This window comes from Virgibacillus kimchii (assembly GCF_055379185.1).
On record NZ_AP043951.1, the window covers coordinates 999,643 to 1,023,876 of the forward strand.

At 39.9% G+C, this 24,234-nt stretch carries 23 protein-coding genes; 2 read left to right on the forward strand and 21 right to left on the reverse strand.

The features are described from left to right. Window positions 1-13: 13 nt before the first annotated feature. From ACZ42C_RS05045 to ACZ42C_RS05070, 6 genes are all read right to left on the reverse strand, one after another. Window positions 14-1,006: a thiamine pyrophosphate-dependent dehydrogenase E1 component subunit alpha gene (locus ACZ42C_RS05045; RefSeq protein WP_461180598.1), complete on the reverse strand. Its 993-nt coding sequence runs from the start codon at window positions 1,004-1,006 to the stop codon at window positions 14-16. 20 nt (window positions 1,007-1,026) lie between these two features. Further along, window positions 1,027-2,448, reverse strand: coding sequence for a dihydrolipoyl dehydrogenase (gene lpdA / locus ACZ42C_RS05050; protein ID WP_461180597.1), 1,422 nt, complete (start codon window positions 2,446-2,448; stop codon window positions 1,027-1,029). An 11-nt stretch (window positions 2,449-2,459) separates the two neighbouring features. After that, window positions 2,460-3,548, reverse strand: a complete 1,089-nt coding sequence (gene buk, locus ACZ42C_RS05055; protein ID WP_461180673.1) for a butyrate kinase — start codon at window positions 3,546-3,548, stop codon at window positions 2,460-2,462. Between the two features lie 27 nt (window positions 3,549-3,575). Next, window positions 3,576-4,673 (reverse strand): Glu/Leu/Phe/Val family dehydrogenase, encoded by a 1,098-nt coding sequence (locus ACZ42C_RS05060; RefSeq protein ID WP_461180596.1) that lies wholly within the window; start codon window positions 4,671-4,673, stop codon window positions 3,576-3,578. An 11-nt stretch (window positions 4,674-4,684) separates the two neighbouring features. After that, window positions 4,685-5,593: a bifunctional enoyl-CoA hydratase/phosphate acetyltransferase gene (locus ACZ42C_RS05065; protein ID WP_461180595.1), complete on the reverse strand. Its 909-nt coding sequence runs from the start codon at window positions 5,591-5,593 to the stop codon at window positions 4,685-4,687. A 117-nt stretch (window positions 5,594-5,710) separates the two neighbouring features. Continuing rightward, window positions 5,711-7,780: a sigma-54 interaction domain-containing protein gene (locus tag ACZ42C_RS05070; RefSeq protein WP_461180594.1), complete on the reverse strand. Its 2,070-nt coding sequence runs from the start codon at window positions 7,778-7,780 to the stop codon at window positions 5,711-5,713. Window positions 7,781-7,923: 143 nt separating this feature from the next. Here ACZ42C_RS05070 and ACZ42C_RS05075 point away from each other — a divergent pair, with 143 nt between their 5' ends. Then, on the forward strand, window positions 7,924-8,166 hold the full coding sequence (locus ACZ42C_RS05075) for a DUF2627 domain-containing protein (RefSeq protein WP_461180593.1): 243 nt from the start codon (window positions 7,924-7,926) through the stop codon (window positions 8,164-8,166). Window positions 8,167-8,301: 135 nt separating this feature from the next. Further along, the gene (locus ACZ42C_RS05080) at window positions 8,302-9,681 is read left to right on the forward strand and encodes an aspartate kinase (RefSeq protein WP_461180592.1); all 1,380 of its coding nucleotides are present in this window, start codon (window positions 8,302-8,304) and stop codon (window positions 9,679-9,681) included. A gap of 148 nt (window positions 9,682-9,829) precedes the next feature. On the opposite strand, the gene spo0A is transcribed toward ACZ42C_RS05080, so the two are convergent. The 15 genes from spo0A to ACZ42C_RS05155 form a co-directional block, all read right to left on the reverse strand. After that, window positions 9,830-10,606 (reverse strand): sporulation transcription factor Spo0A, encoded by a 777-nt coding sequence (gene spo0A, locus ACZ42C_RS05085; protein ID WP_461180591.1) that lies wholly within the window; start codon window positions 10,604-10,606, stop codon window positions 9,830-9,832. A 269-nt stretch (window positions 10,607-10,875) separates the two neighbouring features. After that, window positions 10,876-12,168: a SpoIVB peptidase gene (gene spoIVB / locus ACZ42C_RS05090; RefSeq protein ID WP_461180590.1), complete on the reverse strand. Its 1,293-nt coding sequence runs from the start codon at window positions 12,166-12,168 to the stop codon at window positions 10,876-10,878. Between the two features lie 239 nt (window positions 12,169-12,407). Beyond that, the gene (recN, locus tag ACZ42C_RS05095; protein WP_461180589.1) at window positions 12,408-14,132 is read right to left on the reverse strand and encodes a DNA repair protein RecN; all 1,725 of its coding nucleotides are present in this window, start codon (window positions 14,130-14,132) and stop codon (window positions 12,408-12,410) included. A 17-nt stretch (window positions 14,133-14,149) separates the two neighbouring features. Beyond that, the gene (gene ahrC, locus ACZ42C_RS05100; protein WP_461180588.1) at window positions 14,150-14,599 is read right to left on the reverse strand and encodes a transcriptional regulator AhrC/ArgR; all 450 of its coding nucleotides are present in this window, start codon (window positions 14,597-14,599) and stop codon (window positions 14,150-14,152) included. Between the two features lie 8 nt (window positions 14,600-14,607). Then, window positions 14,608-15,441, reverse strand: a complete 834-nt coding sequence (locus ACZ42C_RS05105) for a TlyA family RNA methyltransferase (RefSeq protein ID WP_461180587.1) — start codon at window positions 15,439-15,441, stop codon at window positions 14,608-14,610. Between the two features lie 12 nt (window positions 15,442-15,453). Next, complete coding sequence (locus ACZ42C_RS05110; RefSeq protein WP_461180586.1) at window positions 15,454-16,038, reverse strand: hypothetical protein; 585 nt, start codon at window positions 16,036-16,038, stop codon at window positions 15,454-15,456. 701 nt (window positions 16,039-16,739) lie between these two features. Then, window positions 16,740-17,624, reverse strand: a complete 885-nt coding sequence (locus ACZ42C_RS05115) for a polyprenyl synthetase family protein (protein ID WP_461180585.1) — start codon at window positions 17,622-17,624, stop codon at window positions 16,740-16,742. Beyond that, window positions 17,625-17,855, reverse strand: a complete 231-nt coding sequence (gene xseB, locus ACZ42C_RS05120) for an exodeoxyribonuclease VII small subunit (RefSeq protein WP_461180672.1) — start codon at window positions 17,853-17,855, stop codon at window positions 17,625-17,627. 1 nt (window position 17,856) lies between these two features. Next, window positions 17,857-19,200 (reverse strand): exodeoxyribonuclease VII large subunit, encoded by a 1,344-nt coding sequence (gene xseA / locus ACZ42C_RS05125; RefSeq protein ID WP_461180584.1) that lies wholly within the window; start codon window positions 19,198-19,200, stop codon window positions 17,857-17,859. Next, complete coding sequence (gene folD / locus ACZ42C_RS05130) at window positions 19,197-20,051, reverse strand: bifunctional methylenetetrahydrofolate dehydrogenase/methenyltetrahydrofolate cyclohydrolase FolD (RefSeq protein WP_461180583.1); 855 nt, start codon at window positions 20,049-20,051, stop codon at window positions 19,197-19,199. The genes xseA and folD overlap by 4 nt, the downstream gene beginning before the upstream one ends. Window positions 20,052-20,192: 141 nt before the next feature. Continuing rightward, window positions 20,193-20,579: a transcription antitermination factor NusB gene (gene nusB / locus ACZ42C_RS05135; protein WP_461180582.1), complete on the reverse strand. Its 387-nt coding sequence runs from the start codon at window positions 20,577-20,579 to the stop codon at window positions 20,193-20,195. Window positions 20,580-20,760: 181 nt separating this feature from the next. Next, entirely contained in the window at window positions 20,761-21,153 is a 393-nt protein-coding gene (locus tag ACZ42C_RS05140) for an Asp23/Gls24 family envelope stress response protein (protein WP_461180581.1), read from the reverse strand. A 39-nt stretch (window positions 21,154-21,192) separates the two neighbouring features. Further along, complete coding sequence (gene accC / locus ACZ42C_RS05145) at window positions 21,193-22,545, reverse strand: acetyl-CoA carboxylase biotin carboxylase subunit (RefSeq protein ID WP_461180580.1); 1,353 nt, start codon at window positions 22,543-22,545, stop codon at window positions 21,193-21,195. A gap of 15 nt (window positions 22,546-22,560) precedes the next feature. Then, the gene (gene accB, locus ACZ42C_RS05150) at window positions 22,561-23,070 is read right to left on the reverse strand and encodes an acetyl-CoA carboxylase biotin carboxyl carrier protein (protein ID WP_461180579.1); all 510 of its coding nucleotides are present in this window, start codon (window positions 23,068-23,070) and stop codon (window positions 22,561-22,563) included. 555 nt (window positions 23,071-23,625) lie between these two features. Continuing rightward, window positions 23,626-24,222 (reverse strand): SpoIIIAH-like family protein, encoded by a 597-nt coding sequence (locus ACZ42C_RS05155; protein WP_461180578.1) that lies wholly within the window; start codon window positions 24,220-24,222, stop codon window positions 23,626-23,628. Between the last annotated feature and the right edge of the window lie 12 nt (window positions 24,223-24,234).

Sequence of the window (24,234 nt, forward strand, 5' to 3'; positions counted from 1 at the left end):
TTTATTTCCCTCCTTACTCCTCATAAACAAATTTTAAGGCTTCCTCAGGTTCAGCATATGGTGCATTTTCCGCATAATCGGTAGCTTCATTGACCAAATTACTGATTTCCTCATTAAGTTCTTTTTCTGATTCGTCGGTAAGTATCTCATTATCTTTCAAATAGGCAGCAAAGGTAATAATAGAGTCGTTTTTCCTTGCTTCTTCCACTTCATCACTTTCCCGATATAAACGGTCATCATCGTCACTTGAATGAGCAGTTAAGCGATACGTTATTGCTTCTATTAATGTAGGCCCTTCTCCATTTACTGCACGTTCCCTGGCATTCTTTACAGATTCATATACAGCCAATGGATCATTTCCGTCTACAGTAAAGCCCGGCATCCCATAGCTTTGTCCGCGATCCGCGACTGTTTTGCTCGCAAGTTGTTTCTCAATCGGAACGGATATCGCATATTTATTGTTTTCCACCATCGTGATTACCGGTAATTTATGTACCCCGGCAAAGTTTAAGCCTTCATGAAAGTCTCCCTGGTTGGATGAGCCTTCTCCCAATGTCACAATAGAAACAAAGTCTTTTTTCTCCATTTTGGCAGCAAGAGCTACTCCAACAGCATGAGGGAGCTGTGTAGTCACTGGTGAAGACCCGGTTAAGATTCTGTTCTTTTTCTGTCCGAAGTGACCAGGCATCTGCCGTCCTCCGGAGTTCGGATCCTCTTTTTTGGCAAATCCGGAAAGCATTATTTCTTTGGCAGTCATGCCAAATGCCAATACAACACCCAAATCACGATAATAAGGAGCTGCATAATCCTTTTGTCTGTCGAGGGCGAAGGCGGCACCTACCTGTGCTGCTTCCTGTCCCTGACATGATATGACGAACGGGATTTTACCCGCCCGGTTTAGAAGCCACATTCTTTCGTCAAGCTTTCGTGCTAATAGCATGGTTTTATACATTTCCAATACTTCTTCATTCGTCAGTCCCAATTCCTTGTGTCTGTTTTTTGACATCATTATTCCCTCCTTCATTCTTATCCATGAATTTGCTTTCCTTCGACTGCAAGTGATGCCTCTCCCATGATTTCAGATAAGGTAGGGTGAGGATGGATCGCTTGTCCTACTTCCCAAGGTGTGGCATCCAGTACTTTGGCAAGCCCGGCTTCTGAAATCATGTCTGTCACATGAGGACCAACCATATGAACGCCAAGAATATCCTCTGTACTTTTATCTGCAATAATTTTTACAAACCCGTCCGATTCACCGTGGACGAGTGCTTTTCCAATGGCCTGAAAAGGAAATTTGCCTGTTTTAATCTCAAACCCGCTTTCTTTAGCCTGTATTTCTGTCATTCCGACACTGGCAACTTCCGGACTGGAATAAATACAAGAAGGAACATTGTTGTAATCAATCGGAAACGGATTTTCATTTGCCATATGTTCTACAGCAGTAATACCCTCATGTGAGGCTGCGTGGGCCAGTTGCATCCCGCCTATAACGTCTCCAATGGCATAAATATGTGATTCTTTTGTCTGGTAGAATTCATTTGTTTGAATAACGTCATTCTCAACTACAATATCAGTATTCTCCAGCCCAATATTCGTTGTATTTGCTTCTCTTCCAACGGAAACAAGCAGTTTTTCAGCCTGATAACTTTCCGGCTTTCCATTTATTTCAACATCTATGGAAACTCCATTCTCCCTCGATAGTGACTCAGGCAATGCTTTTGCACTTTTCACAAAGCTGATGCCCTTTTTCTTCAAAAGCTTTTCCACTTCTTTTGCAATCGCCTCATCCTCAGTAGGCAATATTTGACTGGTGTATTCAATGACAGTTACCTTGACACCAAAGTCTGCCAGCATGGAAGCCCATTCTATTCCGATTACACCGCCACCAATAATTATAATTGATGAAGGAAGCGATTCCATATGCAGTGCTTCATCTGAAGTCATTACAATGCTTCCATCAATTTCTAAACCGGGGAGTGACTTTGGTTTGGAACCGGTAGCAATTAGCACATTATTGGGAACAAGCATTGTGTTTTCTTCACCGTTATCATACTCTATGGAAATGGTTCCCGGCATGGGAGAAAAAATACTTGGGCCAAGTATACGGCCAAAGCCTTCATAAACATCAATTTTCCCTTTTTTCATTAACCCTTGAACACCCTGGTGCAGTTTGTGAATAATGCTCTCTTTTCTTTCCTGTACCTTGGTAAAATTAATCGAAGGGGATGCTGTCATTACACCGAATCGTTCCGCATCCTTTGTCTGCCTGAAGATTTCAGCACTGCGAAGTAATGCTTTGGATGGTATGCACCCCCGGTGCAAACATGTCCCTCCAAGTTCGTTCTTTTCCACAATGGCGACCTTCATGCCAAGTTGTGATGCCCGAATTGCAGCAACATAGCCGCCGGTACCTCCTCCAAGTATCACGAGATCGTAATCTTTTGCCATACTGTTCACTCCTAACGATTGTTTGGGTATACTTTAGCTTCCTCCTGCTGCCTTAATACGCGCAACACACCTTCATTTAAAGCCTGCAATTCATTTTCCCCCGGATATACGAGGGTATCTGCAATCCAATTGACTCGCTCTGTGATCATTTCCACAAAATTTTTTCCATACGCAAGGCCGCCGGTTAATACAATAGCATCCACATCCCCTTTGAGCACGGCACCCATGGAGCCAATGTCCTTGGCAACCTGATAAGCCATCGCTTCATAGGCATGTTTGGCATTTTGATCACCGGTTTCTATGCGCCTTTCCACTTCGAGGGCGTCGTTGGTCTCCAGGTATGCCATCAGACCGCCTTGCCCTACCAGTTTTTTCATTATTTCATCACGATAATATTGCCCGGAAAAACATAATGAAACCAAATCCCCGGCAGGAACAGTTCCTGCACGCTCGGGTGAAAATGGACCATCCCCGTGAAGTCCATTGTTCACATCAATTACTTTTCCATTCTTATGACCGCCGATGGTGATGCCCCCACCCATATGTGTAACAATTAAATTGATATCATTATAGCTTGCATGCAAATCATTCGCCGCTCTGCGGGCTACTGCCTTTTGATTCAATGCATGGAAAATACTTTTCCTCGGGATATCGGGAACGCCGGAATAACGGGCAATATCGTTCATTTCATCCACCACAACCGGATCTACAATATAAGCCGGGATGTTAAGACCTGCTGCTATTTCATTGGCAATGATCCCACCCAGATTGGATGCATGTTCTCCGTTATATCCACTCTGCAGATCGTGCAGCATCGCCTGATTGACTGTATAGGTCCCCCCTTCGATGGGCTGAAGCAGACCTCCTCTTCCACAAACGGCATCCAATTTGGAAATATTTATTCCTTCATAATCCAATTGTTCAAGGATAATATTTTTTCGATAGTCATATTGATCAATAATATGCATAAATTCTTTTATATCTTCCAGTTTATGACGTATCGTTTTCTCAAAAATACAACTTTCATTATCAAAAACACCTATTTTTGTAGATGTTGATCCAGGGTTAATAACAAGAACTCGGTAGTGTGATTGCAAAATGCAGACCTCCGTAGTATTAAGCCGGTATTATCTTCTGCTTAAAATATGATGATTGTCCAACAGAAACTGGTTTCTTGATCGTTTCAGGGAAGCAATTCTTTCCTCCACCATTCTGTCAGCAGCCGTATGGGTAGGGATGTGATCCCTTCTCGCGATTTCAAATACTTTACTCAGGCTGTTATATATGGTTTCCACTTTTTTCATTGCTCTTGCCTGGTTATAACCGATTAGTTCATCGGCAACATTAATGACTCCGCCGGCATTTATCACGTAATCAGGGGCATATAAAATTCCTTTTTCATGAAGAATGTCCCCGTGTTTGGACTCCTTTAATTGATTATTGGCTGAACCAGCAATAATTTTAGCTTTTATTTGAGGTATTGTTTCGTCATTGATGGTGGCTCCAAGAGCACATGGCGCGTATATGTCGCATTCCACTCCATAAATATCCTCAGGGTCAACAGCTTCTGCCTGAAATGCACCTACAGCCCGATTTACAGCTTCTTTATTAATATCTGTCACAATTAATTTAGCGCCTTCTTCATGCAAATGTTCACATAATGCATAAGCCACATTCCCAACACCCTGCACTGCAACGGTTTTACCCTCCAGAGAATCATTCCCGTAAACTTCTTTCGCCGCAGCTTTCATTCCTATATAAATGCCATAACCAGTTACAGGGGATGGATTTCCTGAAGAACCTTGTGATTCTTTTGAAATTCCGGTGACAAAATCCGTTTCCATATGGATCAGGTCCATATCTTCTTCTGTTGTACCAACATCCTCCGCAGTAATATAACGGCCGTTTAAACTTTGTATATATCGACCAAATGCCCTGAACATTTCTGGGTTTTTATCTTTTTTTGGATCGCCGATAATTACTGTTTTTCCTCCCCCTAAATTTAAACCGGCGGCAGCATTTTTGTAAGTCATCCCTCTTGCCAATCTTAAAGCATCCTCTATCGCAGCTTCTTCTGTCTCATACGTCCACATTCTTGTGCCACCCAATGCAGGTCCCAAAGTCGTATCATGTAGGGCGATAATCGCTTTCAAACCTGAATTTTCGTCCTGACAAAAGACAAGCTGTTCATAATCATATTTTTCCATATAAGTAAATATTTCCATTTCCCATCCTCCTAAAATTTTTTAGCGGAAACTAACGCCAACGTGAGTGAGTATAATTTATCCTCAGCAGAGTCTGCTCTTGAAGTTACAGTAATAGGCGCTTTAGCTCCACTGATTACCCCTGCCACTTTTGCACCTGCAAAATATACAAAAGACTTATATAATGCATTTCCCATATCAATAGTGGGAACAAGTAATATGTCAGCGGCACCGGCTACATCGGAATGAATCCCTTTATAACTTGCCGCTTGTTTGGAAACGGCAATATCAAAAGCAAGCGGTCCATCAACAAGACACCCGGTTATTTGCCCTCTTTTTTGCATTTGTGTTAAAACGGCTGCGTCTACAGTAGAGTCCATCTTAGTATTAACGGTTTCCACAGAGGCAAGCACAGCCACTTTTGGAACTTCCAGCCCGACACCCTGTGCCACCTGAACAGCATTTTTAATGATTTCTGCTTTTTCTTCTATTGTTGGGGAGATCATCATTGCAGCATCAGTGAGAAAGTAAAGCCTGCTTTGATTTGGTACTTCGAAAACGGCTACATGAGACAATGCTTTTCCTGTCCGTAACCCGAAATCTTTATTTAAAACAGGTCTCATTAATTCTTTTGTGGGCAGGTTTCCTTTCATAAGAATTTGTGCCTGATTGCTGTGTACGGCTTTTACTGCTGCTGTCGCACTTTCTTCCTTGGTGTCAGTATGTTCAACATGAATCCCGGAAACGGACAGGTCCAGGTTAATTTTTGCTGCCAAACTGGTTATTTCCTCCAGATTACCAAACAATAAAAATCCGCATAGATTTTCATCTAATGCTGTTTTAACCGCTCGCAGCAATTGTTCATCCGTTGCATTTGCTACTGCCGCAACCCTTTTCTTTCCCTGTTTTGCCCTTTCTTTGATAGCAGCTAATGTATGCATTTTATCCTCCTAAAGGTCCCAATTATTTTTATTGCAAGAAACATGCCAACTCCCCACCCCCTGTAAGCGCTTCATTTACAGATGCCCATGCATGCAAAGAATTGCAAATAACGCAAATTATTGCATGCTGTTTCTTTCAAGTTGGTGTTTGTCCATTTTATAATATAAGCTTCTTAATGAAATATTTAACATTTTGGCGGTTTTTGTTTTATTAAAGTTATTTTGTTTATAAGCTTCGTAAATATAATTTTTTTCAAACCGGTCTAATGCTTGCTGCAACGGCTTTTCTAATGATATATTTTCTCCACTGCCATATTCGTGTTCCAACTCTTCGGAACTTCGAAGCTCCGGTAAATGATGTTTCTCTATTGTTTCCTCGTTTATATCCATATAGATCATTGCTCTGCCAATCACATTCTCCAACTCACGAATGTTTCCCGGCCAATGATAGCTGGATAATTTTAATAATGCTTCTTTTGAAATATCATGTATTTTTCTGCCGTAATCCTGATTCAATTTTAAAATAATATGTGCTGTCAGCTCAGGCAGATCCTCCAGCCTCTCTTCCAATGCTGGAATATAGATCGGCAGACGGGTTAATCTGTAATACAAATCCTCACGAAACGTTTGATTCATAATAGCCTTTTCCAAATTCACATTTGTAGCTGTTATTACTCGTACATCGATGGAAACAGGATCAGTTCCACCAACACGGACAATTTCATTTTCCTGTAAAACCCGTAATAGCTTCGCCTGCATATTTAATGAAAGCTCACCTATCTCATCAAGAAAAATGCTTCCATGGTTAGCTTCTTCAAACAGTCCCTTTTTCCCGCCATGCTTTGCTCCTGAAAAAGCTCCCCCTTCATATCCGAATAGCTCACTTTCCAGTAAAGTCTCTGCAATAGCAGCACAATTAACCCGAATGAACTTTCCGTGTTTTCTGTCGCTCTCATTATGTATCGCATGGGCAAACAGTTCCTTGCCGGTACCGGAATTACCACGCAATAAAACAGTTGCCGGAGTTCTGGCACCTACTTTTGCCTGTTCCAGAGCCAATTTCATTTCCGGCGAATTTCCGATTATATCATCAAAAGTGTATTTGGCTTCCAGATTTCGTATGATTTGCCTCGCCCGCTTTAATTCACTCGTCAGTGACTGTATTTCCGTCACATCATGTAAAACACCAACACTTCCCTTAATAACACCATCCACGATAATGGGAGCCACATTAACATAGACATCTTTCTTTTTTGGCCCGACTTTCATCCGTGCCCCCCTAACAGGCCTTCGGGTTTGCAGGACTTTCATATGTACGCTTTCCCCTTCGGATATATCGGCAGTCGCCGGCTTTCCGATCACATCGGATTCTTTCAGGCCTGTTATACGTGAATAGGCAGGATTTATCATTAAGCCAACACCTTTTTCATCGACCACACTAATGGCCTCATCCGAAGATTGGATTATTGCTTCCAGCATGGTCTTTATTTCGTTTAAATCTGTATTTTCCTCCGCTAAATTCATTACTTCGGTTATATCCTTAAATACAGCAAAAGCACCAACAAGGGAATCTTCATCATTAATAATGGGGATTCGTGTTGTAATTATTTGCTTTCCGTTTTTCAATATGAGCTTTCTGTTTACTTCTTTACCCTTTTCCCGCAACACATCCGGTAATCTTGAATTGGAAATGACATGGCGTATATATTTACCTTCAAAATTTTCCTTTGCCAGTCCGATTATTTGCTCTGCACTGCGATTTACAAACTGCACGATCCCCTTGTGATCAACAACGATCATGCCGTCCCTTATATTATCAAGGATTAAATTTTGATTATTCATTTGTAATTTAATTCTGTTCAGCAGATTTTCTTTCTCATTAAATAGTTCGGAGATGATGTATGCGACTGTACCCGGAATAACAACAGTCTGTCCTTTCCTGTGGCGGATCAATTCTTCAAGTACATGATCATCCCCGGTTGCTTCCACGATAATATCTATTTCTTTATCCAGCCATTTGTTCCATTTTGAATCTGCAGGTATATTATACTTTTTTGCAAGCTTCATCCCTGGAGCATGGGGGTTTTTATCAATTACTCCCACTATATTCAACTTCTCAGTCTCATGTAATATATTCAGTAAAGCAGATCCGCCTTTTCCGGCGCCGACAATTAATACATTCTTCATCAATATCCCGCCCTGCATTGTTTTGCATGTTTTTAGCATACAATAACGTGCAATGTTTATCAAATATCTTTCGTTCCTATTTATGGCCATAATTTGTTATACTGTTTATGGTATTCATTAATTATTCAGTTAGGGGAAGTGGAATGGCCAGGTTTATTGCAGTGCTTACGTTGATAATTCCGGGTGTGCTTGCAGCATATGGAATTAAATTGATGAGAGATTCTTTGTTTAATGAATTCATTCCAGTATTTTTGCATATCAGTATTCAATTTATTGCCGGTTTCATTTTATTTATCGGTGGTGTTGCTTTTATTGGCGGATTTATTGTTCATCGGGACCGGAAACGGCAAAGAACAAGGAAACAGGAAAACCAAAATGGAGAATAATTTTTTGTTATGAGGAGTGATGCTGCTCAATGTGGAGCAATTATTCTTGGAAACATCATTCCACAAACACTTTCATTCCTGCTCATTTATGTTATTATGTAAAATAGAATAAATACATGGAGGTATGATAGTAACATGAAGGTTTCAAAATTCGGGGGGACTTCAGTAGCAAATGCAGAACAAATGAAAAAGGTGGCAAACATCATTACAAGTGACCCCGAAAGAAAGTTCGTTGTTGTATCAGCACCCGGAAAAAGATGTGAAGAAGATTTTAAAGTAACGGACATGTTAATTCAACTGGGGAATTGTTACATAAACAATGAACCACACGAAGATTGCGAAGAAATTGTTATGGAACGTTTCAGGGAAATCGTAAAGGAACTGGATCTTCCTGAACGTCTGTTGGAAGAGATACATGCCAAAATCAGGCAAGTACTCGAAATGTCTTCTTCCAATACGATGAAATTAAATGCATTGAAAGCGATTGGAGAAGATAGTTCAGCCAAATTACTGAGTGAGTATTTGAAAAAAACCGGTGTGAAAGCAGAGTATGTCAACCCAAATGAGGCAGGAATCATTCTAAGCTATAATAAAGGCAATACAAAAGTTCTGCCGGAGAGCTATGAAACATTATATAAATTAAGAGAGCGTGACGGTATATTAGTCATTCCCGGTTTTTTCGGATTTACAAAAGACGGTCAGCTAGTCACCTTTTCCAGAGGTGGTTCAGATATAAGTGGTTCTATTGTAGCAGCAGGTGTAAAAGCAAGCCTGTATGAAAACTTTACAGATGTGGATTCCGTCTACGCAGTTAATCCAAAGATTGTGAAGAATCCAAAGAAAATCCACACGTTATCCTATAAGGAGATGCGGGAACTGTCCTATGCCGGATTTTCTGTTTTTCATGATGAAGCATTAAGACCTGCAGTCGAAAAAAAGATCCCTGTTTGTATAAAAAATACAAACAACCCTGATTTGCCGGGAACGATGATTATTGCAGAGAAAGAACAAAATCAGAAATATGTTGCAGGGATTGCCAGTGATACCGGATTTTCGAGCTTGTATATAAGCAAGTACCTCATGAACCAGGAAGTAGGTTTTGGCAGAAGGCTGTTCAGCATTCTGGAAGATGCCGGTGTATCCTTTGAACATGCACCTTCCGGAATTGATGACATGACAATCATTATACGTGATAGTAAATTATCAAAGGAAAAAGAAGCTTATATATTGAAACGAATAGAGGATGAACTGGAGCCTGACACCATAAAAATGGAAAGGGATCTCGCCATTGTTATGGTTGTGGGAGAAGGATTGGTTAGTACCATTGGTATTGCCAGTAAAGCAACTGCAGCCATTTCCAATGCCAATGTGAATATTGAAATGATCAATCAGGGATCCTCGGAAGTATCCATGATGTTTGGGATTAAATCAGAAAACCTGGATAAAGCTGTAAGTTCCTTGTACAAAGCTTATTTTGAAGAAGTGGAAACGAAAGAAACAGCAACTGTTTTGTAAAAAGGCGCTGTTCTTACAGTTTGTTGCAAAAACAGCTTGAAATAAAATAAAAAACCGATGGGTGCGATTTATTATCCCATCGGTTTTTTTTAAAATTTAGGGTATTTCCTGCCAATTGCTATCTGAAAGAAAGATTTTTACGTTTCCTCTAGCTTGCCCTGTGTTCCAGCCGAAGACGATCTGCAACCATGGCGATGAATTCACTGTTTGTAGGCTTTGCTTTCGTTATGCTGATCGTATAGCCGAACAAGGCTGAAATGGAGTCTATATTACCTCTGCTCCAAGCCACTTCAATTGCATGGCGGATAGCGCGCTCAACCCGTGAAGAGGTTGTATTATATTTTTTAGCGATATCAGGATAAAGCACCTTTGTAATGGAACCGAGTAGTTCAATATCATTATATACCATGGTGATTGCTTCCCTTAAATACATGTATCCCTTTATATGAGCCGGAACACCAATCTCATGAATGATATTGGTTATGCTTGCTTCTAAATCCTGCTTTTTCTTCTCTCTTTTTACTCCTTTTCTGCTGCTTGTTGGAAGTGCTGCACTATTGCCTTGAACCTGCCGGATTTGATCGGAAAGGTTATCCAGGTCAAATGGCTTTAAAATAAAATAGGAAGCACCATAATCCACTGCTTTTTTCATGACTTCCTCCTGTCCAAACGCCGTCAGCATGATAACATGTGGTTTATCAGGATCATCTTTTATCTTATTCAGTACGTTGAGTCCATCTATATGCGGCATAATGATATCAAGAAGAAGTACGTCCGGATTTGTTTCCTGAAGTAAGCTCAGACATTCCTTCCCATTGTAAGCTGTACCAATAACTTCAATATCTTCCTGTTCTTCAAAGTAATCCTCCATCAATTGTACGAGCTCTTTGTTGTCATCCACTAAAGCAACTGATATTTTATTCACTGCAAATTTCCTCCCTTTATGTAATTCATTCGCCTTCTCTTACTTACTTATTCTACATAAATAATTAATATCCTTTTTTAATTCAAAAAAACTTTGGATTTTTTAAGATTTTCTTTAGTTTACTTTTATTTTCTCGTTTTTACGATATAATTTGATTTAAATCGACAAATTTGTCGAATAATATTTAATTAAATTATATCATAAAATTTTGAACAACTATGCATGGAATTGCAAAAAAGACTTGTGGATGATTACACCCACAAGTCTTTTTAACCAGCTATTTCGTCTTGTGTTTCTTTATTAACTGTAATACCTGCATCGTTCAGCATCCATTCTATATGGACACCATACCCGGAAGTTGGATCATTGACAAATACATGTGTAACTGCACCAACTATTTTTTCGTTTTGAATTATGGGACTTCCGCTCATTCCCTGAACAATCCCTCCGGTATGTTTTAATAATTCAGGGTCGGTAATTTGGACCACCATCCCTTTTGTAGCCGGAAATTTTTGTGGCACTGAGCTTACAATTTCAATATCAAAGGCTTCCACTTTTTCCCCATCAACTACTGTCAGTATTTTCGCGGGACCTTCTTCCACTTCATGGGATAATGCTACCGGCATTGGTTCATCAAATTCACCGTTTTTTATTTCATCATCCAGCTTACCAAAGATACCAAAGGGACTGTTTTTAGTGATAGTACCTAATTGATCACTGTCATTGGAAAACCTCGCCTGCTTTTCACCTGGAATTCCATTATTTCCTTTTTCAATGGAGTTCACGGATGATCTTACAATCGTTCCGTTATGAATTTCAATTGGTTTTTTCGTATCCATATCCGATATAACATGTCCAAGTGCACCATATTTGTGGGAATCAGGTTCATGAAATGTCATTGTTCCTATCCCGGCTGCAGCATCACGAATATATAAACCGATTTTATATTCATGATCATTCTCGTCTAAATGTGGGGTTAATTCTGTTTCTATCGTTTGCTTTCCTCTTTTTATTTTTACAATGAGAGGACTGCCTTCCTCGCCCGCTTTTTTAACAATTGGTTTTACATCTTTCATTTCTTCTATGGGATCACCATTGATATCCAAAATGATATCTCCTACTTGAATATCTGCTTCCTCACCCGGTGATAAAGCTGTTTCCTCACCATTTACGAGATGATGACCAACAACGAGTACGCCCTGGGTATGAAGCTGCACTCCGATTGATTGGCCTCCCGGAATTACCTTAACTTCATCTAATACAGAAAGATTGACTCTTTTGATCGGAAAACCTGCAACTTCGTATATTAACTCACTGTTACCGGGTTCTTCGGCAAAGAATGTGTCGGAGTCAATCGCTTTAACACTTTCACCAGAAGCTTTCATCGATACATTTTTCCCTAGCTCCGGAAGCTTTACCGGGGATTGATCGTTAAAAGTAACAATTTCATCTGGAATGGAAAGGTATTCTTGAATTGGGGCGGAAAAAGGAATTGCCAATACAAATATAAGGAGAAGCGCGCCAATTATTTTTCTTATATGATCCGTGTGTTTCCAGTTCAACTAATTCACTCTCCTTATTCCAAACCCATACCTTGTTTTTATCTGTATTTCTAATTTGACCTTTCTTCTGCTGTTTTAAACTGGTGAAACATAAGAATGCTGTGTATAATTTCCTTTTGAAAATAACAGATGTGATGAATAATCCAATGATGATGTACTATTGGATTATTTTCCAAACCATATATTTGTAATAGAGGATAATACTTTTTTAAAACGGGGTAACAAAAAAGCCGGTTGTCTTAATTTCCGGCTTTTTTGGCATACTTATTCTTAAATTTTTCAGCTAAGTCAAGCATCTCTTCCGCATGCTGTTTAGCTGTTTCAGTCAGTTTGGTTCCAGTAATCATCCGACTCAACTCATCAGTTTGCTCAGCAGTGTCTAACTGGTTAATAACTGTAGCAGTTCTGTTATTGTTTACTTTCTTCTCAATTAATTTGTGCGTGTCTGCCATGGATGCTACCTGAGGCAAATGAGTAATACATAATACCTGAGACCCGACAGAGATTTGATAAATCTTTTCTGCAATAGCTTGAGCTACTCTGCCGCTGACTCCTGTATCGACTTCATCAAAAATGACACTGGTAACACGCTGATGCCTTGCAAAAATTCTTTTTAATGCAAGCATTATTCTTGAAAGCTCCCCTCCGGAAGCAATTTTATGGAGTGGTTTTAGCGGTTCACCAGGGTTTGTGGAGATTAAAAACCGTATTTGATCGAACCCATCCTTATGGAGTTTTGGAGTTCCTTCCCTCTCAATATCCGAGTTAAATTGAATTTTAAATGAAGCTTTTTCCAAATATAAATCTTTAAATTCATCATAAATTTCTTCTGTTAATAATTTTGCTGCCTTCTGTCTGCTATCGTGTAATTGCTTCGCTTCCAGATATGCATCCTTTTCTTGTCCCATTATTTCTTCCTGTAAATTTGCAAGGTGGGAGTCCTTGTTTTTCAGCTGGTCAATTTCCTCATCGATTTCAGCTGCATATTTGATCATATCATTTACCGATGACCCATATTTTTTCTTTAACCTGTTTAATTCATCGAGCCTGGCTTCCATGTCATTTAATTGATCCGGGTCGTATTGCTGTCCTTCCATATAGCTACTCAGTTCATAGGATAGTTCCTCCAGAGCAAAATAATGTTCAGCAATCTCTTCTCCTTTTTCGGCAATAAACGTATCATATTTGCTGTGGTCCAGTAATGCAGTTTGTGCTCTGCTGACCCATTCCAAACCTTTTTGCTCACCATATAACGCATAATATGCATCATGTATTGCATTGTATATTTTCTCAAAATTTGCCAGTTTATTGCGTTCCTGCTCCAATTCTTCATCTTCATTTGGTGTTAGGTTGGCTTGTTCCAATTCTCGTTTCTGGAATTCCAGCAAATCAAGACGGTGCGCATTTTCCTGTTCATTTTCATTTAGTTTTTTAAACCTTTTTTTTAGTAATTGCAGTTTATCAAATATTTGTTGATAAGATTTTTTTTCTTTGTTTATTGTACCCGAATCATACAGATCCAGTAATTCAATATGGTTCTCGGGGTTCATAAGTGATTGTGTTTCATGCTGGCTATGGATATCGATAAGCTTCCTTCCGAACTCTCTTAGAATCGCCAAAGTTACCAGCTTACCATTAACGCGGCAAATACTTTTTCCGCCTGCTGTAATTACCCTATGCAGAATAATCTGCTGATCGGTCATCTCTAAACCATAACTTTCACCGAGCTCATATACAGGATGGTTACTCTCTTCAATTGTAAATAATCCTTGAATTTCAGCTTTATCGCTTCCATGTCTTACAAAATCAACAGATCCTCTTCCTCCTGCCAATAACTGTACAGCATCAATAATTATGGACTTGCCTGCTCCGGTTTCACCGCTTAACACAGTTAGTCCCTCATGGAATGTAATGGATATTTCATCAATAATTGCAAAGTTTTTAATAGACAATTCTGTAAGCAAGCCGGAACCACCCCTATTTATAACATTTCAATAAAGCGTTCTTTAATTACCCCTGCGTCGGTATCAGTTCTGCAAATAATCAGGCATGTATCGTCTCCACAAATCGTTCCCATTATTTCATCCCAATCCAGGTTATCAATCAGCACCCCTATTGCATGCGCATTCCCGGGTAATGTTTTTAACACAATAAAATGACTTGCATGCTCTATTTTGACAAATGCATCCATAATCAAACGCTTCAACTTATTTAATGGATTAAATTTTTGGTCGGCCGGGAGGCTGTACTTGTATGTTCCGTTTGTTGCCGGTACTTTTACAAGTCGCAGTTCCTTAATATCACGCGAAACTGTAGCCTGTGTGACATTATAGCCCAGATTTTTTAACCGGTCGACAAGATCATCCTGTGTTTCTATCTCGTTCTCTGTGATTAGTTCTCTTATCTTAATATGACGTTGTACTTTACTCATTTTGCACCTCACTCCGTTCGACTATTGCCGGTTGGCTGGAATGCAGACTGCGCTTGGTTAACCAGCTTCTCGATTTCTGCATCCGGCAGGGTTATTCCATTTTTTTCTTTTCTCCACCCTAAATAAACCAGGAACTCTATATTGCCATCTCCCCCTGTTATCGGAGAGAATGTGATGCCATACAAGTCATACTGTTCTTGCATCGCAAAAAGAACAATGTCCTTCACTACCTGGATATGTACTTTTTTATCCCGGACAATTCCTTTTTTCCCGACCTGTTCCCTGCCGGCTTCAAATTGCGGTTTTACTAATGCAATAATATCACTATTTTCGGCAAGTATATTTTTTAACACAGGTAAAATTAGTTTTAATGAAATAAACGAAACGTCAATGGCTGCAAAATCCGGTGTACCTTTTTTAAAGTTTTCTTCTGTAACATACCTGAAATTGGTTCGTTCCATCGTAACTACGTTGGGGTTATTTCTCAGTTTCCAGTCCAGTTGATTATAGCCGACATCAATACAATAGCTGAGCTTGACCCCATTTTGCAGGCCGCAATCGGTAAAACCTCCCGTGGATGAACCGACGTCAACCATTATTTTATCCTGTAAAGAAATGTTAAAATGATTAATCGCTTTTTCTAATTTCAAACCCCCGCGTCCTACGTAGCGTAATTTTTCTTTGATGTTTAACGGAAGCGCTTCATCTACTTTCATGCCGGGTTTATCCAGTCTGGTTTCATTGGAAAAAACAAGTCCTGCCATGATGACACGCTTTGCTTTTTCTCTTGTTTCAATAAGGTTCCTTTCCACTAGTAAAACATCCAAACGCTTTTTTCCCATATTAAATATCCTTTACTGCTTTTTATTCGCCGGTAATACTTTTATTTTTAACTTGTTTTGAATAATGGCTATGATCTTTCCCGCAAAGAAGATAATTTTCGTGGAAGCGTTGATCGCCAAAAATTTGCCGATTGCTTTGCCGCCAACTGTAATTGCGGCAACCAGGCTTGTCAATAATACAGACAATAGAATCTGATAGGGGGAGCCTTCCCCGTGGCCTGTTATAGTTACTATTTGAAGTACTACGATAGCAGTGGCTGTTCCGCTCACTATGCCGGTTATATCCCCTATTACATCATTGCAGAAACTTGCAAATTTATCTGCGTTTCTAATAATGCTTACCGCTTCTTTGGCTCCCGTTACCTTTTCTGCGGCCATGGCATGAAAAGGTGCTTCCTGTGCAGCTGTAGAGGCAATGCCAAGCATATCAAATACAACGCCAATCAATACAATGATGAAAACAATAACTAAACCTGCGATCCATACGACCCCACTTAAGATAGAAGAGGAAATAACTGAAAAAATAGCCGCTAACACAAAAGTGATAACGGCAATTACAATACTGAATCTCAAAGAGCGTCTTATTTGCGATTTCATTTTATACCTCAATTTTCATTAATAAATTCATGCTTTAATACAAAGACTATGTATGAGGAATGGTCATTTAAAAGGTTAAGACTGCGGCTTAGGTCCAGTAGGTTTTCCCAGACGAATACCCCATGTTGCCATGCAAGGCGGTTCCCCTTTAAATTCATCTCGGCTTTGTTGCCAAGAGCCGGACTGGATTACCACTTAGTCCGCACTATAATCCCTTTTAAATGTCAATGAACAGTCTAGGAGATTTCCTCAACAGCCTTTAACCGATTCCTAGCCTCTTTTGCAGCGACGATTTCATAGAGATAAAAATAATAACCAGTGGCCACCCGGTTTATTATTTGGAACTCTAATCCCCTCGTACACCACTCAAGGCAGGCTACGCTGCACGCCATGTGTCCCTTACACTTCATGCAGGTTCATACCCCATTCCATAACGGCTCCTAGGCTTAGCAGCCATTACAGAGATGGGCCTCCACGGTAATCGGGTCAACGCCCACATGCCTTTGCGGATCGCCCGAAAACCTTAACTTCCAGCATCAACCCAAGGCTGGGCGCCTCAAGCCAACACAAGAAACTTCATCGATGTGCCCTTTGGCGGATTTTTAGGCCCGCCTTCAGAAACGGTAGACTGACTAGAATACTGCACCATCCCTCTTTTTATCAATTATAGCATATTTCCAGTGGGAATTCCATATTTGGCATTAATGGTCTCTATGGCTGAAATACTCCGTTAAAGCCATTAAATAGGAATTATCGGCTTTCGCTTCTTTCAACGCTGCCTTTGCTTTTTGCACATAAACTTCTTTATGTTTTATTGCTCCATCCAATCCCAATAAATTTGGATATGTGCTTTTTTTATTATCCTCATCACTGCCGGTAGGTTTTCCAAGCTTTTCCGGATCGCCTGATATATCCAAAATATCATCCTGCACCTGGAATATAAGGCCTAAATAATACGCGAATTCTTTTAAATGGTTTAGTTCCTCTTTGGAAGCACGTCCGAGAAAAGCACCTGCACATACGGAAAACGTTAAAAGCTCCCCGGTTTTAAGCTCATGAATGGTTTCCAGCTGTTTGAGGCTGATTTGTTTATTTTCTGCCTCCATATCCATAATTTGACCCGCAACCATCCCCCGTGGTCCAGCTGCTTTTGACAGCATTCTAATCAATTCAACCTTTTCCTGATCCTCCAAGTAAGGACTGTCAGACAGAATTTCGAAGCTGTAGGTCAATAAAGCGTCACCGGCCAAAATAGCGGTTGATTCGTCAAAGACTTTATGGTTTGTAGGTTTTCCCCTTCGGATGTCATCATTATCCATTGCTGGTAAATCATCGTGAATTAGTGAATATGTATGGATTAATTCCAGTGCCATGGCTGGTGCCATAGCTTTTTTTATATCACTTCCATAATTTTCATAGCTTGCAATTAAAAGAATGGGACGAAGTCTTTTCCCGCCTGCTTCCACGGAATATAACATGGAAGCTTTTAAATCATCCGGAATATGCAGGCGTTTCAGGTGATGAATTAACTCCTTGTGTATATTTACTTTATAGTGATTTATATACTCATTCAGATTTACTTGCAATTATTCTTCCTCCTGTACATGAAAAGCATCAAGTTTACCCTCTTCGTTCATGATTTGTGTCATCTTCTCCTGGGCATTTTCCAGTTTATCGCTGCAAATTTTGGAAAGCTTCATTCCCTCCTGGTAATAATTAATTGCTTTTTCCAGCGGTACTTCCCCTTCTTCCAGTTTTGATACAATTTCTTCCAATTTTTCCATTGCTTCTTCAAATGAAAAATCTTCGGTTTTCATATTATCCATTCTCCTCCACCTCTAATACCCGGCAATCCAATTTTCCATCGGATAAATGAATGGTGATCGGATCCTGTTCCTTTACTTCCCCTGCTGATTTTATAATCTTTCCGTTCAGGGAGTACGGTAGGGCAAATCCCCTTTTCATTACTTCCAGGGGATTAAGCAATGTTAATTTATCCATATTGCTCAACAAGTATCTTTTTTTTCTTTCTATTGCCTGGGTTATATAAGCATTTTGTCTTTTCGTCAACTGATCCAATTGCTTTTTAAGTAAAACCACCTGTTTTTCCGGATGCTGCCTTATTAAACGGGGCATGAGACTCTCATATACTTTTCTTTTATTCATGATATTATTTTTTAATGACTTTTGCATTTCCTCCACGAACTTATCAAGTTCCTGTTCCTTCTGTTTAAGCAGTTGTTCAGGATAACGAAATGCGTAGGATTGTTTTATTCTTTTTAAATGCTGTTCAAGGGAGGACATTTTATTATCCAATTCCCTGTGCAGCGATTTCTCCAATATTATCAGTTTTTCTTTTAATTCCTCCTGTGACTGAACAGCAAGTTCTGCAGCTCCGGTCGGTGTTGGAGCACGTAAATCTGCAACATAATCACTGATGGTTATATCCGTTTCATGCCCTACCGCTGATATAACGGGAACAGAGGAATGAAATATAGCTTCTGCAACTACTTCTTCATTGAACCCCCAAAGTTCTTCAATAGAGCCACCGCCCCGACCGACAATTAACAAGTCAAATTGTCCTGTATTATTTGCCTTTTCAATTCCCTGTTTTATGGAGTCAGCAGCATGGGGTCCCTGTACCAAAACAGGGATGACAGTCATTTGCACAATCGGATATCTTCGTTTAATTGTTGTAATAATATCCCTTACTGCTGCTCCGGTTGGTGATGTAATAATAGCAATGTTTTTTGGATGGGCAGGTATTGACTTTTTATTGGAGGCATCAAAATATCCTTTTTTATGTAATTTTTCTTTAAGCTGTTCATAAGCCAGATAAAGAGCCCCTATACCATCCGGCTCCATTTGCTCAATATACAGCTGATACTGGCCAAATGACTCAAATACACTGATTTCTCCCCGGATCAGTACATTTAAACCGTTTTCCGGTTTGAATTTTAAGGAGCGATTATTGCCTGCAAACATAACCGCCTGTATACGTGATTGGTCATCTTTAATGGTTAGATACATATGACCTCTGCTATGGTGTTTAAAATTTGATATTTCTCCTCTTAACCAAATATTTCTTAAATGGGGATCGCCATCCATTTTTCTTTTTATATATTTCGTAAGTGCAGTGACAGTTAAGTATTTATCTTTCAATGCAGAACCAATCCCTTTGCTGCTTTAATGGTGTTTTTCAATAACATAGTGATGGTCATTGGCCCTACGCCCCCCGGTACCGGAGTAATGTAGGCAGCTTTTTCCTTGGCCTGTTCAAAGTCAACATCACCTGTTAATTTACCGTTGTCCATGCGGTTAATCCCAACGTCAATAACCGCTGCACCTTCTTTGATGTGTTCCCCCTTTATAAAATGGGGTTTCCCTGCTGCTGCGATCAGAATGTCGGCATGCAGTGTATGTTTCTTTATATCGTCTGTTTTTGAGTGGCAGTATGTAACAGTTGCGTCCTCATTAAGCAATAGCTGACCTACGGGTTTTCCCACTATATTGCTTCTGCCTATAATGACTGCATTTTTTCCTTTCGTCTGGATATTCTTTGATTTCAGCATCGTCATAATACCATATGGTGTGCATGGAAGAAATGTATCATTCCCTGTCATCATGCGGCCGATGTTTATTGGGTGGAAGCCGTCCACATCTTTTCTCGGGCTGATGGCATCAATTACATTTTGTTCGCGAATATGGTCGGGAAGGGGCAATTGTACAAGTATACCGTGGACAGTATCATTCTGGTTTAATGCTTCAATCTTTTGAAGGAGTTCACTCTCTGTAACAGTGCTCGGCATTTTAATGACATCAGAATCAATACCGGTTTCATTGCAGGCTTTCTTTTTACCTTTGACATAGGATTTTGAAGCTGGATTATCTCCAACGAGAATAACGGTCAGCTGAGGAATAACCCCATCTTCTTTTAATTTGCTGACTTCAGTTTTCATTTCCAATCTCAATTCTGCAGCCAGATCTTTTCCGCTAATTATTTCAGCTGGCATAGACAATGTCTCCTTTGTATTTTTATTTTGGTGAATTGTACCGTTTACCAACACTTTAACCGCAACAGTAAAATATATCGCACTATGGTTTTTCACAAGCCTATATTATCTTCAAGATTGCTATAAAAACAAAACAATCTTTTAGGACACAGCCTCAATTTTTGACAAAACACCATTAATAAATTTTCCTGATTTTTCATCACCAAACGTATGACCCAGCTCCACAGCCTCGTTAATAGAGACGTTTTTTGGAATATCCTCCGCATAAATAATTTCATAAACGGCAATGCGCAAAATTGTTTTTTCAACAGATGCAATCCGGTCAATCGACCAATTTTCAAGATGCTCTGCTATTAAACCGTCCAAGTTCGATTTATTTTCCACCACACCATGAACAAGTCGGATTAAAAATGGATCCGCTGCTTCCTCCTCTAAAAAATGTTGTATCGCCTCATCCGGTTTATTATCATTAATATCGAGTTGAAATAGTATCTGAAGTGCATTTTTTCTTGCAGTGTGTCTATTCATCGGTCTATCTCCTTTAACCATTGCAGATGACTTGTCTACACAGATGATAGCATGATTACTTTACTTGCGCCCTCAGCTGCAAATGATCCAGCCATACAGACTGATGCAAAAGACTGCCCCTGATGTTTACCCTGTCTGGTAAGGGGCAGCCCCCTTCTGCATTTGCTGCAGGGATTGATCTTTAATCCTGCTTTTCACCATCAGCATTGTCCATTTGTATTCCAACAACATGGACGTTAATTTCATCAATTTCCAATGCAGTCATATTTTTAATTGTTTGTCTAATGCTTGATTGAAGCTCCTGGGCAATTTTTGGAATGGAAACACCATAATATAAAATAACGAATAAATCGATTAAAATTCCTTTTTCCGTCAGTTCAACTTTAACCCCTTTACTATGTGTGGTTCTGCCAAATCGCTCCGCGACACCAGAGGCAAAAGTTCCCCGCATGGCAAATAATCCATCCACTTCAGCTGCTGCAATGCCTGTGATAACTTCAATGACTTCCGGTGCGATCTCCACCTTTCCTAAACTGGTGTCTCCATCTACATTTAACAAAGGTTGTTCATTCATATCTTCACTCCTTTATTAATCGTTTAAAGCCAGTTAAGCCTACTGTTCGCTAATCGGGTAATCTTCAAGGAAATTTGTATTAAAATCCCCTTCCACAAATACATCATGTTCCATTATTAACCGATGAAATGGAATCGTTGTATGGACACCTTCAATTATAAACTCATCCAATGCACGTTTCATCTTACTGATTGCTTCTTCACGGGTTGCACCATAAGTGATTAACTTGGCAATCATGGAATCATAATAAGGCGGGATACGGTATCCTGTATAGGCTTGTGAGTCAACTCTTACACCGAAGCCCCCCGGTGGAAGATACATATTAATTTCCCCTGCAGAAGGCATGAAGTTCTTGAACGGATTCTCTGCATTTATTCTGCATTCAATAGACGCACCCTCCATTTTCACTTCCTCCTGTGTAAAAGAAAGCACTTCTCCTGCAGCAACTTTAATTTGTTCTTTAATCAGGTCTATCCCGGTTACCATTTCCGTTACCGGATGTTCCACCTGGATCCGTGTGTTCATTTCCATAAAATAAAACTCATTCGTTTTTCTGTCAAAAATATACTCTATCGTACCTGCTCCACGGTAATCCACTGCCTTTGCAGCCTTTTTCGAAGCTTCACCCATTTTCTTTCTGATATCAGGGGTGATCGCTGGTGAAGGTGTTTCCTCTACTAATTTTTGCAGGCGGCGTTGAATGGTACAATCCCTCTCACCCAAATGAACAACATTTCCATATTGATCGGCAAGAATCTGTATCTCTACATGGCGAAAGTCTTCAATAAATTTCTCCAGATAAACACCAGGATTTCCAAAAGCTGTTTCTGCTTCCTTTTGGGTTACCCGGATGCCCTTTATTAATTCTTCTTCCGTTCTTGCAACGCGTATCCCTTTTCCGCCACCGCCGGCTGTAGCTTTAATAATCACCGGATATCCAATTTTATCTGCCACTTTCTTTGCTTCTTCTTCATTTTCAATGATGCCGTCAGAGCCGGGTACAATAGGAACGTTTGCTTTTTTCATTGTTTCCCTGGCGACATCCTTTATACCCATCTTCTGAATGGACTCAGCCGTTGGACCTACAAAGGTAACATTGCATGCTTTACAAATTTCCGCAAAGTCTGCATTTTCAGCCAAGAATCCGTAGCCGGGATGGATGGCATCCACTTCAGTTAATGTTGCTGCACTCATTATATTTGTGAAATTAAGATAGCTGTCCTTACTTGCAATAGGACCAATACAATATGCTTCATCCGCCAATTGCACATGTAATGCATCCCGGTCTGCTTCGGAATAGACGGCAACTGTTTCAATCCCCATTTCTTTACAGGCACGGATGATTCGTACTGCTATCTCTCCTCTGTTGGCAACTAACAGTCTTTTTATCATGAACAAACGTCCCCCCTAGTTTTTGCTGACTCTGAACAATGGCTGTCCGTATTCCACCAGCTCACCGTCTTCCACCAGCACTTCCACAATTTCACCGGATACCTCCGCTTCAATTTCATTAAATAATTTCATTGCTTCCACAATGCATACGACGGTAGATTGATCCACTTTACTTCCCTTTGTCACGTATGGATCGCTTTCCGGTGATGGTGCAGCGTAAAAAGTCCCGACCATCGGGGAGACAATTTCATGGGTATCGGCATTCTTTTCATTATTTTTATTTTCTTCCTGAATCTCTTTAGGCTGATCATTCTTCTTTTCTTCAACTACTGGTGCCACTTCTTTTTCAAGTTTTGGCTGCTCCGGTTCATTTGCTGTAACCGGCACTTCCTCCCGGCTGACAGATGGGGTTGCACCTGACTTTTTCATGGACACTGTAGCGCCTTCTGATTCATAAGTAAATTCACTGATGGATGATTGATCAATTAGCTTAATGATTTCCCGTATTTCCTGTACTTTTAACATACCTGCACCCCTTTGTTTATACTTATTATGTATTTAAATCTTCCCTTAACATTTTACGCTAACCTTCCACAAAACTTCAAGAATTAAAAAATCAACTCTGATAATGGAAAGTTTTATGGTATCTTTTTTCTCAACCAAACAGTCTTACATGGAATAATGTATATTATATCAACTAATTTACTGTAAAGCGAATGTTTCCAAAGTGTTAAAAGGCAACCCGCTTGGCATTCCTATGTAAGAATTGCCAAAAAAAGAAAGAGGCCGGGACATAACGATAAATCCTCGAAGAAAATCCGAACAAATCGTGGTGATAGATTATTACCGGCCGCTCCGGGGAATATACTTCACTTTCACCACGGGCATAAGTGTGAAATCTAATTAGACTACCGTTGATCGGTTTCTTTGTGTCTTCTTTGCCGCTGGTGGCTGATGAGTATATTCCCGGAGCTGGGGCAACTGGTTTGTTTGGATTTTTCTCCAATAAAATTAATTATGTCCCAACCTCATACATCATTATATTGATTTGCAAATAAACGTATTTATTCTCCTGCTTTTTTAGTCTTCCTCACCTGTTGACTCTTCTTCAGGCTGGCCCCCATCTGATGGCTGAAAGATAACATCGACCGTCATTTCTCCCATCTCGTCTCTGACCATTTGCATGATATTAACAACTTCAGCATTTGACAGTTCATCTACTTTCACGTGGACATGCACTTTATCTTCGTCCGTACGTACCAACACATCATCGTAAGTATTGGAAGCAATAATTGTTTCTTCCAAAATGCTTTCTTTGGCAGACAAATTATCAAGCTTATCAATGTCTCTTAAAGCCTCATCCTTTTCTTCCGAGGAGGCATTGCTTGAAGCAACTACGTCCGTTAACCGGTCTTTCTTCATACTTCTTTCATCCTGCAGTTCCATTCTTATCGTTGTAAACAATTCATCCTGCCCAAGGTTTGTTATATCTTCCACCTCGGCTGATCCATCTGCTGCCTGAATATCTTCCTCCGTGTTCACAGTGTCATCCATCTCTTCCTGTCCATTGTTAATATAGGCCAGATCGTCATTTTCCGGTGATGTCATATAATAAACACTCAACACAATCATTAAACTTAGCATGGTTAATAACCAAATGGTTTGTTTTTTCAACATTTCATTTCCCCC

Coding starts and splice junctions, on each gene's coding strand:
- ACZ42C_RS05155 (WP_461180578.1), bottom strand. CDS start 24,222: ATGTTGAAAAAACAAACCATTTGGTTATTAACCATGCTAAGTTTAATG.
- ACZ42C_RS05105 (WP_461180587.1), bottom strand. CDS start 15,441: ATGGGAAAAAAGCGTTTGGATGTTTTACTAGTGGAAAGGAACCTTATT.
- nusB (WP_461180582.1), bottom strand. CDS start 20,579: ATGAATAGACACACTGCAAGAAAAAATGCACTTCAGATACTATTTCAA.
- accB (WP_461180579.1), bottom strand. CDS start 23,070: ATGTTAAAAGTACAGGAAATACGGGAAATCATTAAGCTAATTGATCAA.
- ACZ42C_RS05060 (WP_461180596.1), bottom strand. CDS start 4,673: ATGGAAATATTTACTTATATGGAAAAATATGATTATGAACAGCTTGTC.
- lpdA (WP_461180597.1), bottom strand. CDS start 2,448: ATGGCAAAAGATTACGATCTCGTGATACTTGGAGGAGGTACCGGCGGC.
- folD (WP_461180583.1), bottom strand. CDS start 20,051: ATGCCAGCTGAAATAATTAGCGGAAAAGATCTGGCTGCAGAATTGAGA.
- xseB (WP_461180672.1), bottom strand. CDS start 17,855: ATGAAAACCGAAGATTTTTCATTTGAAGAAGCAATGGAAAAATTGGAA.
- ACZ42C_RS05075 (WP_461180593.1), top strand. CDS start 7,924: ATGGCCAGGTTTATTGCAGTGCTTACGTTGATAATTCCGGGTGTGCTT.
- ACZ42C_RS05070 (WP_461180594.1), bottom strand. CDS start 7,780: ATGAAGAATGTATTAATTGTCGGCGCCGGAAAAGGCGGATCTGCTTTA.
- accC (WP_461180580.1), bottom strand. CDS start 22,545: ATGATAAAAAGACTGTTAGTTGCCAACAGAGGAGAGATAGCAGTACGA.
- ahrC (WP_461180588.1), bottom strand. CDS start 14,599: ATGAGTAAAGTACAACGTCATATTAAGATAAGAGAACTAATCACAGAG.
- ACZ42C_RS05140 (WP_461180581.1), bottom strand. CDS start 21,153: ATGAATGAACAACCTTTGTTAAATGTAGATGGAGACACCAGTTTAGGA.
- ACZ42C_RS05065 (WP_461180595.1), bottom strand. CDS start 5,593: ATGCATACATTAGCTGCTATCAAAGAAAGGGCAAAACAGGGAAAGAAA.
- ACZ42C_RS05110 (WP_461180586.1), bottom strand. CDS start 16,038: ATGAAATCGCAAATAAGACGCTCTTTGAGATTCAGTATTGTAATTGCC.
- ACZ42C_RS05045 (WP_461180598.1), bottom strand. CDS start 1,006: ATGTCAAAAAACAGACACAAGGAATTGGGACTGACGAATGAAGAAGTA.
- ACZ42C_RS05080 (WP_461180592.1), top strand. CDS start 8,302: ATGAAGGTTTCAAAATTCGGGGGGACTTCAGTAGCAAATGCAGAACAA.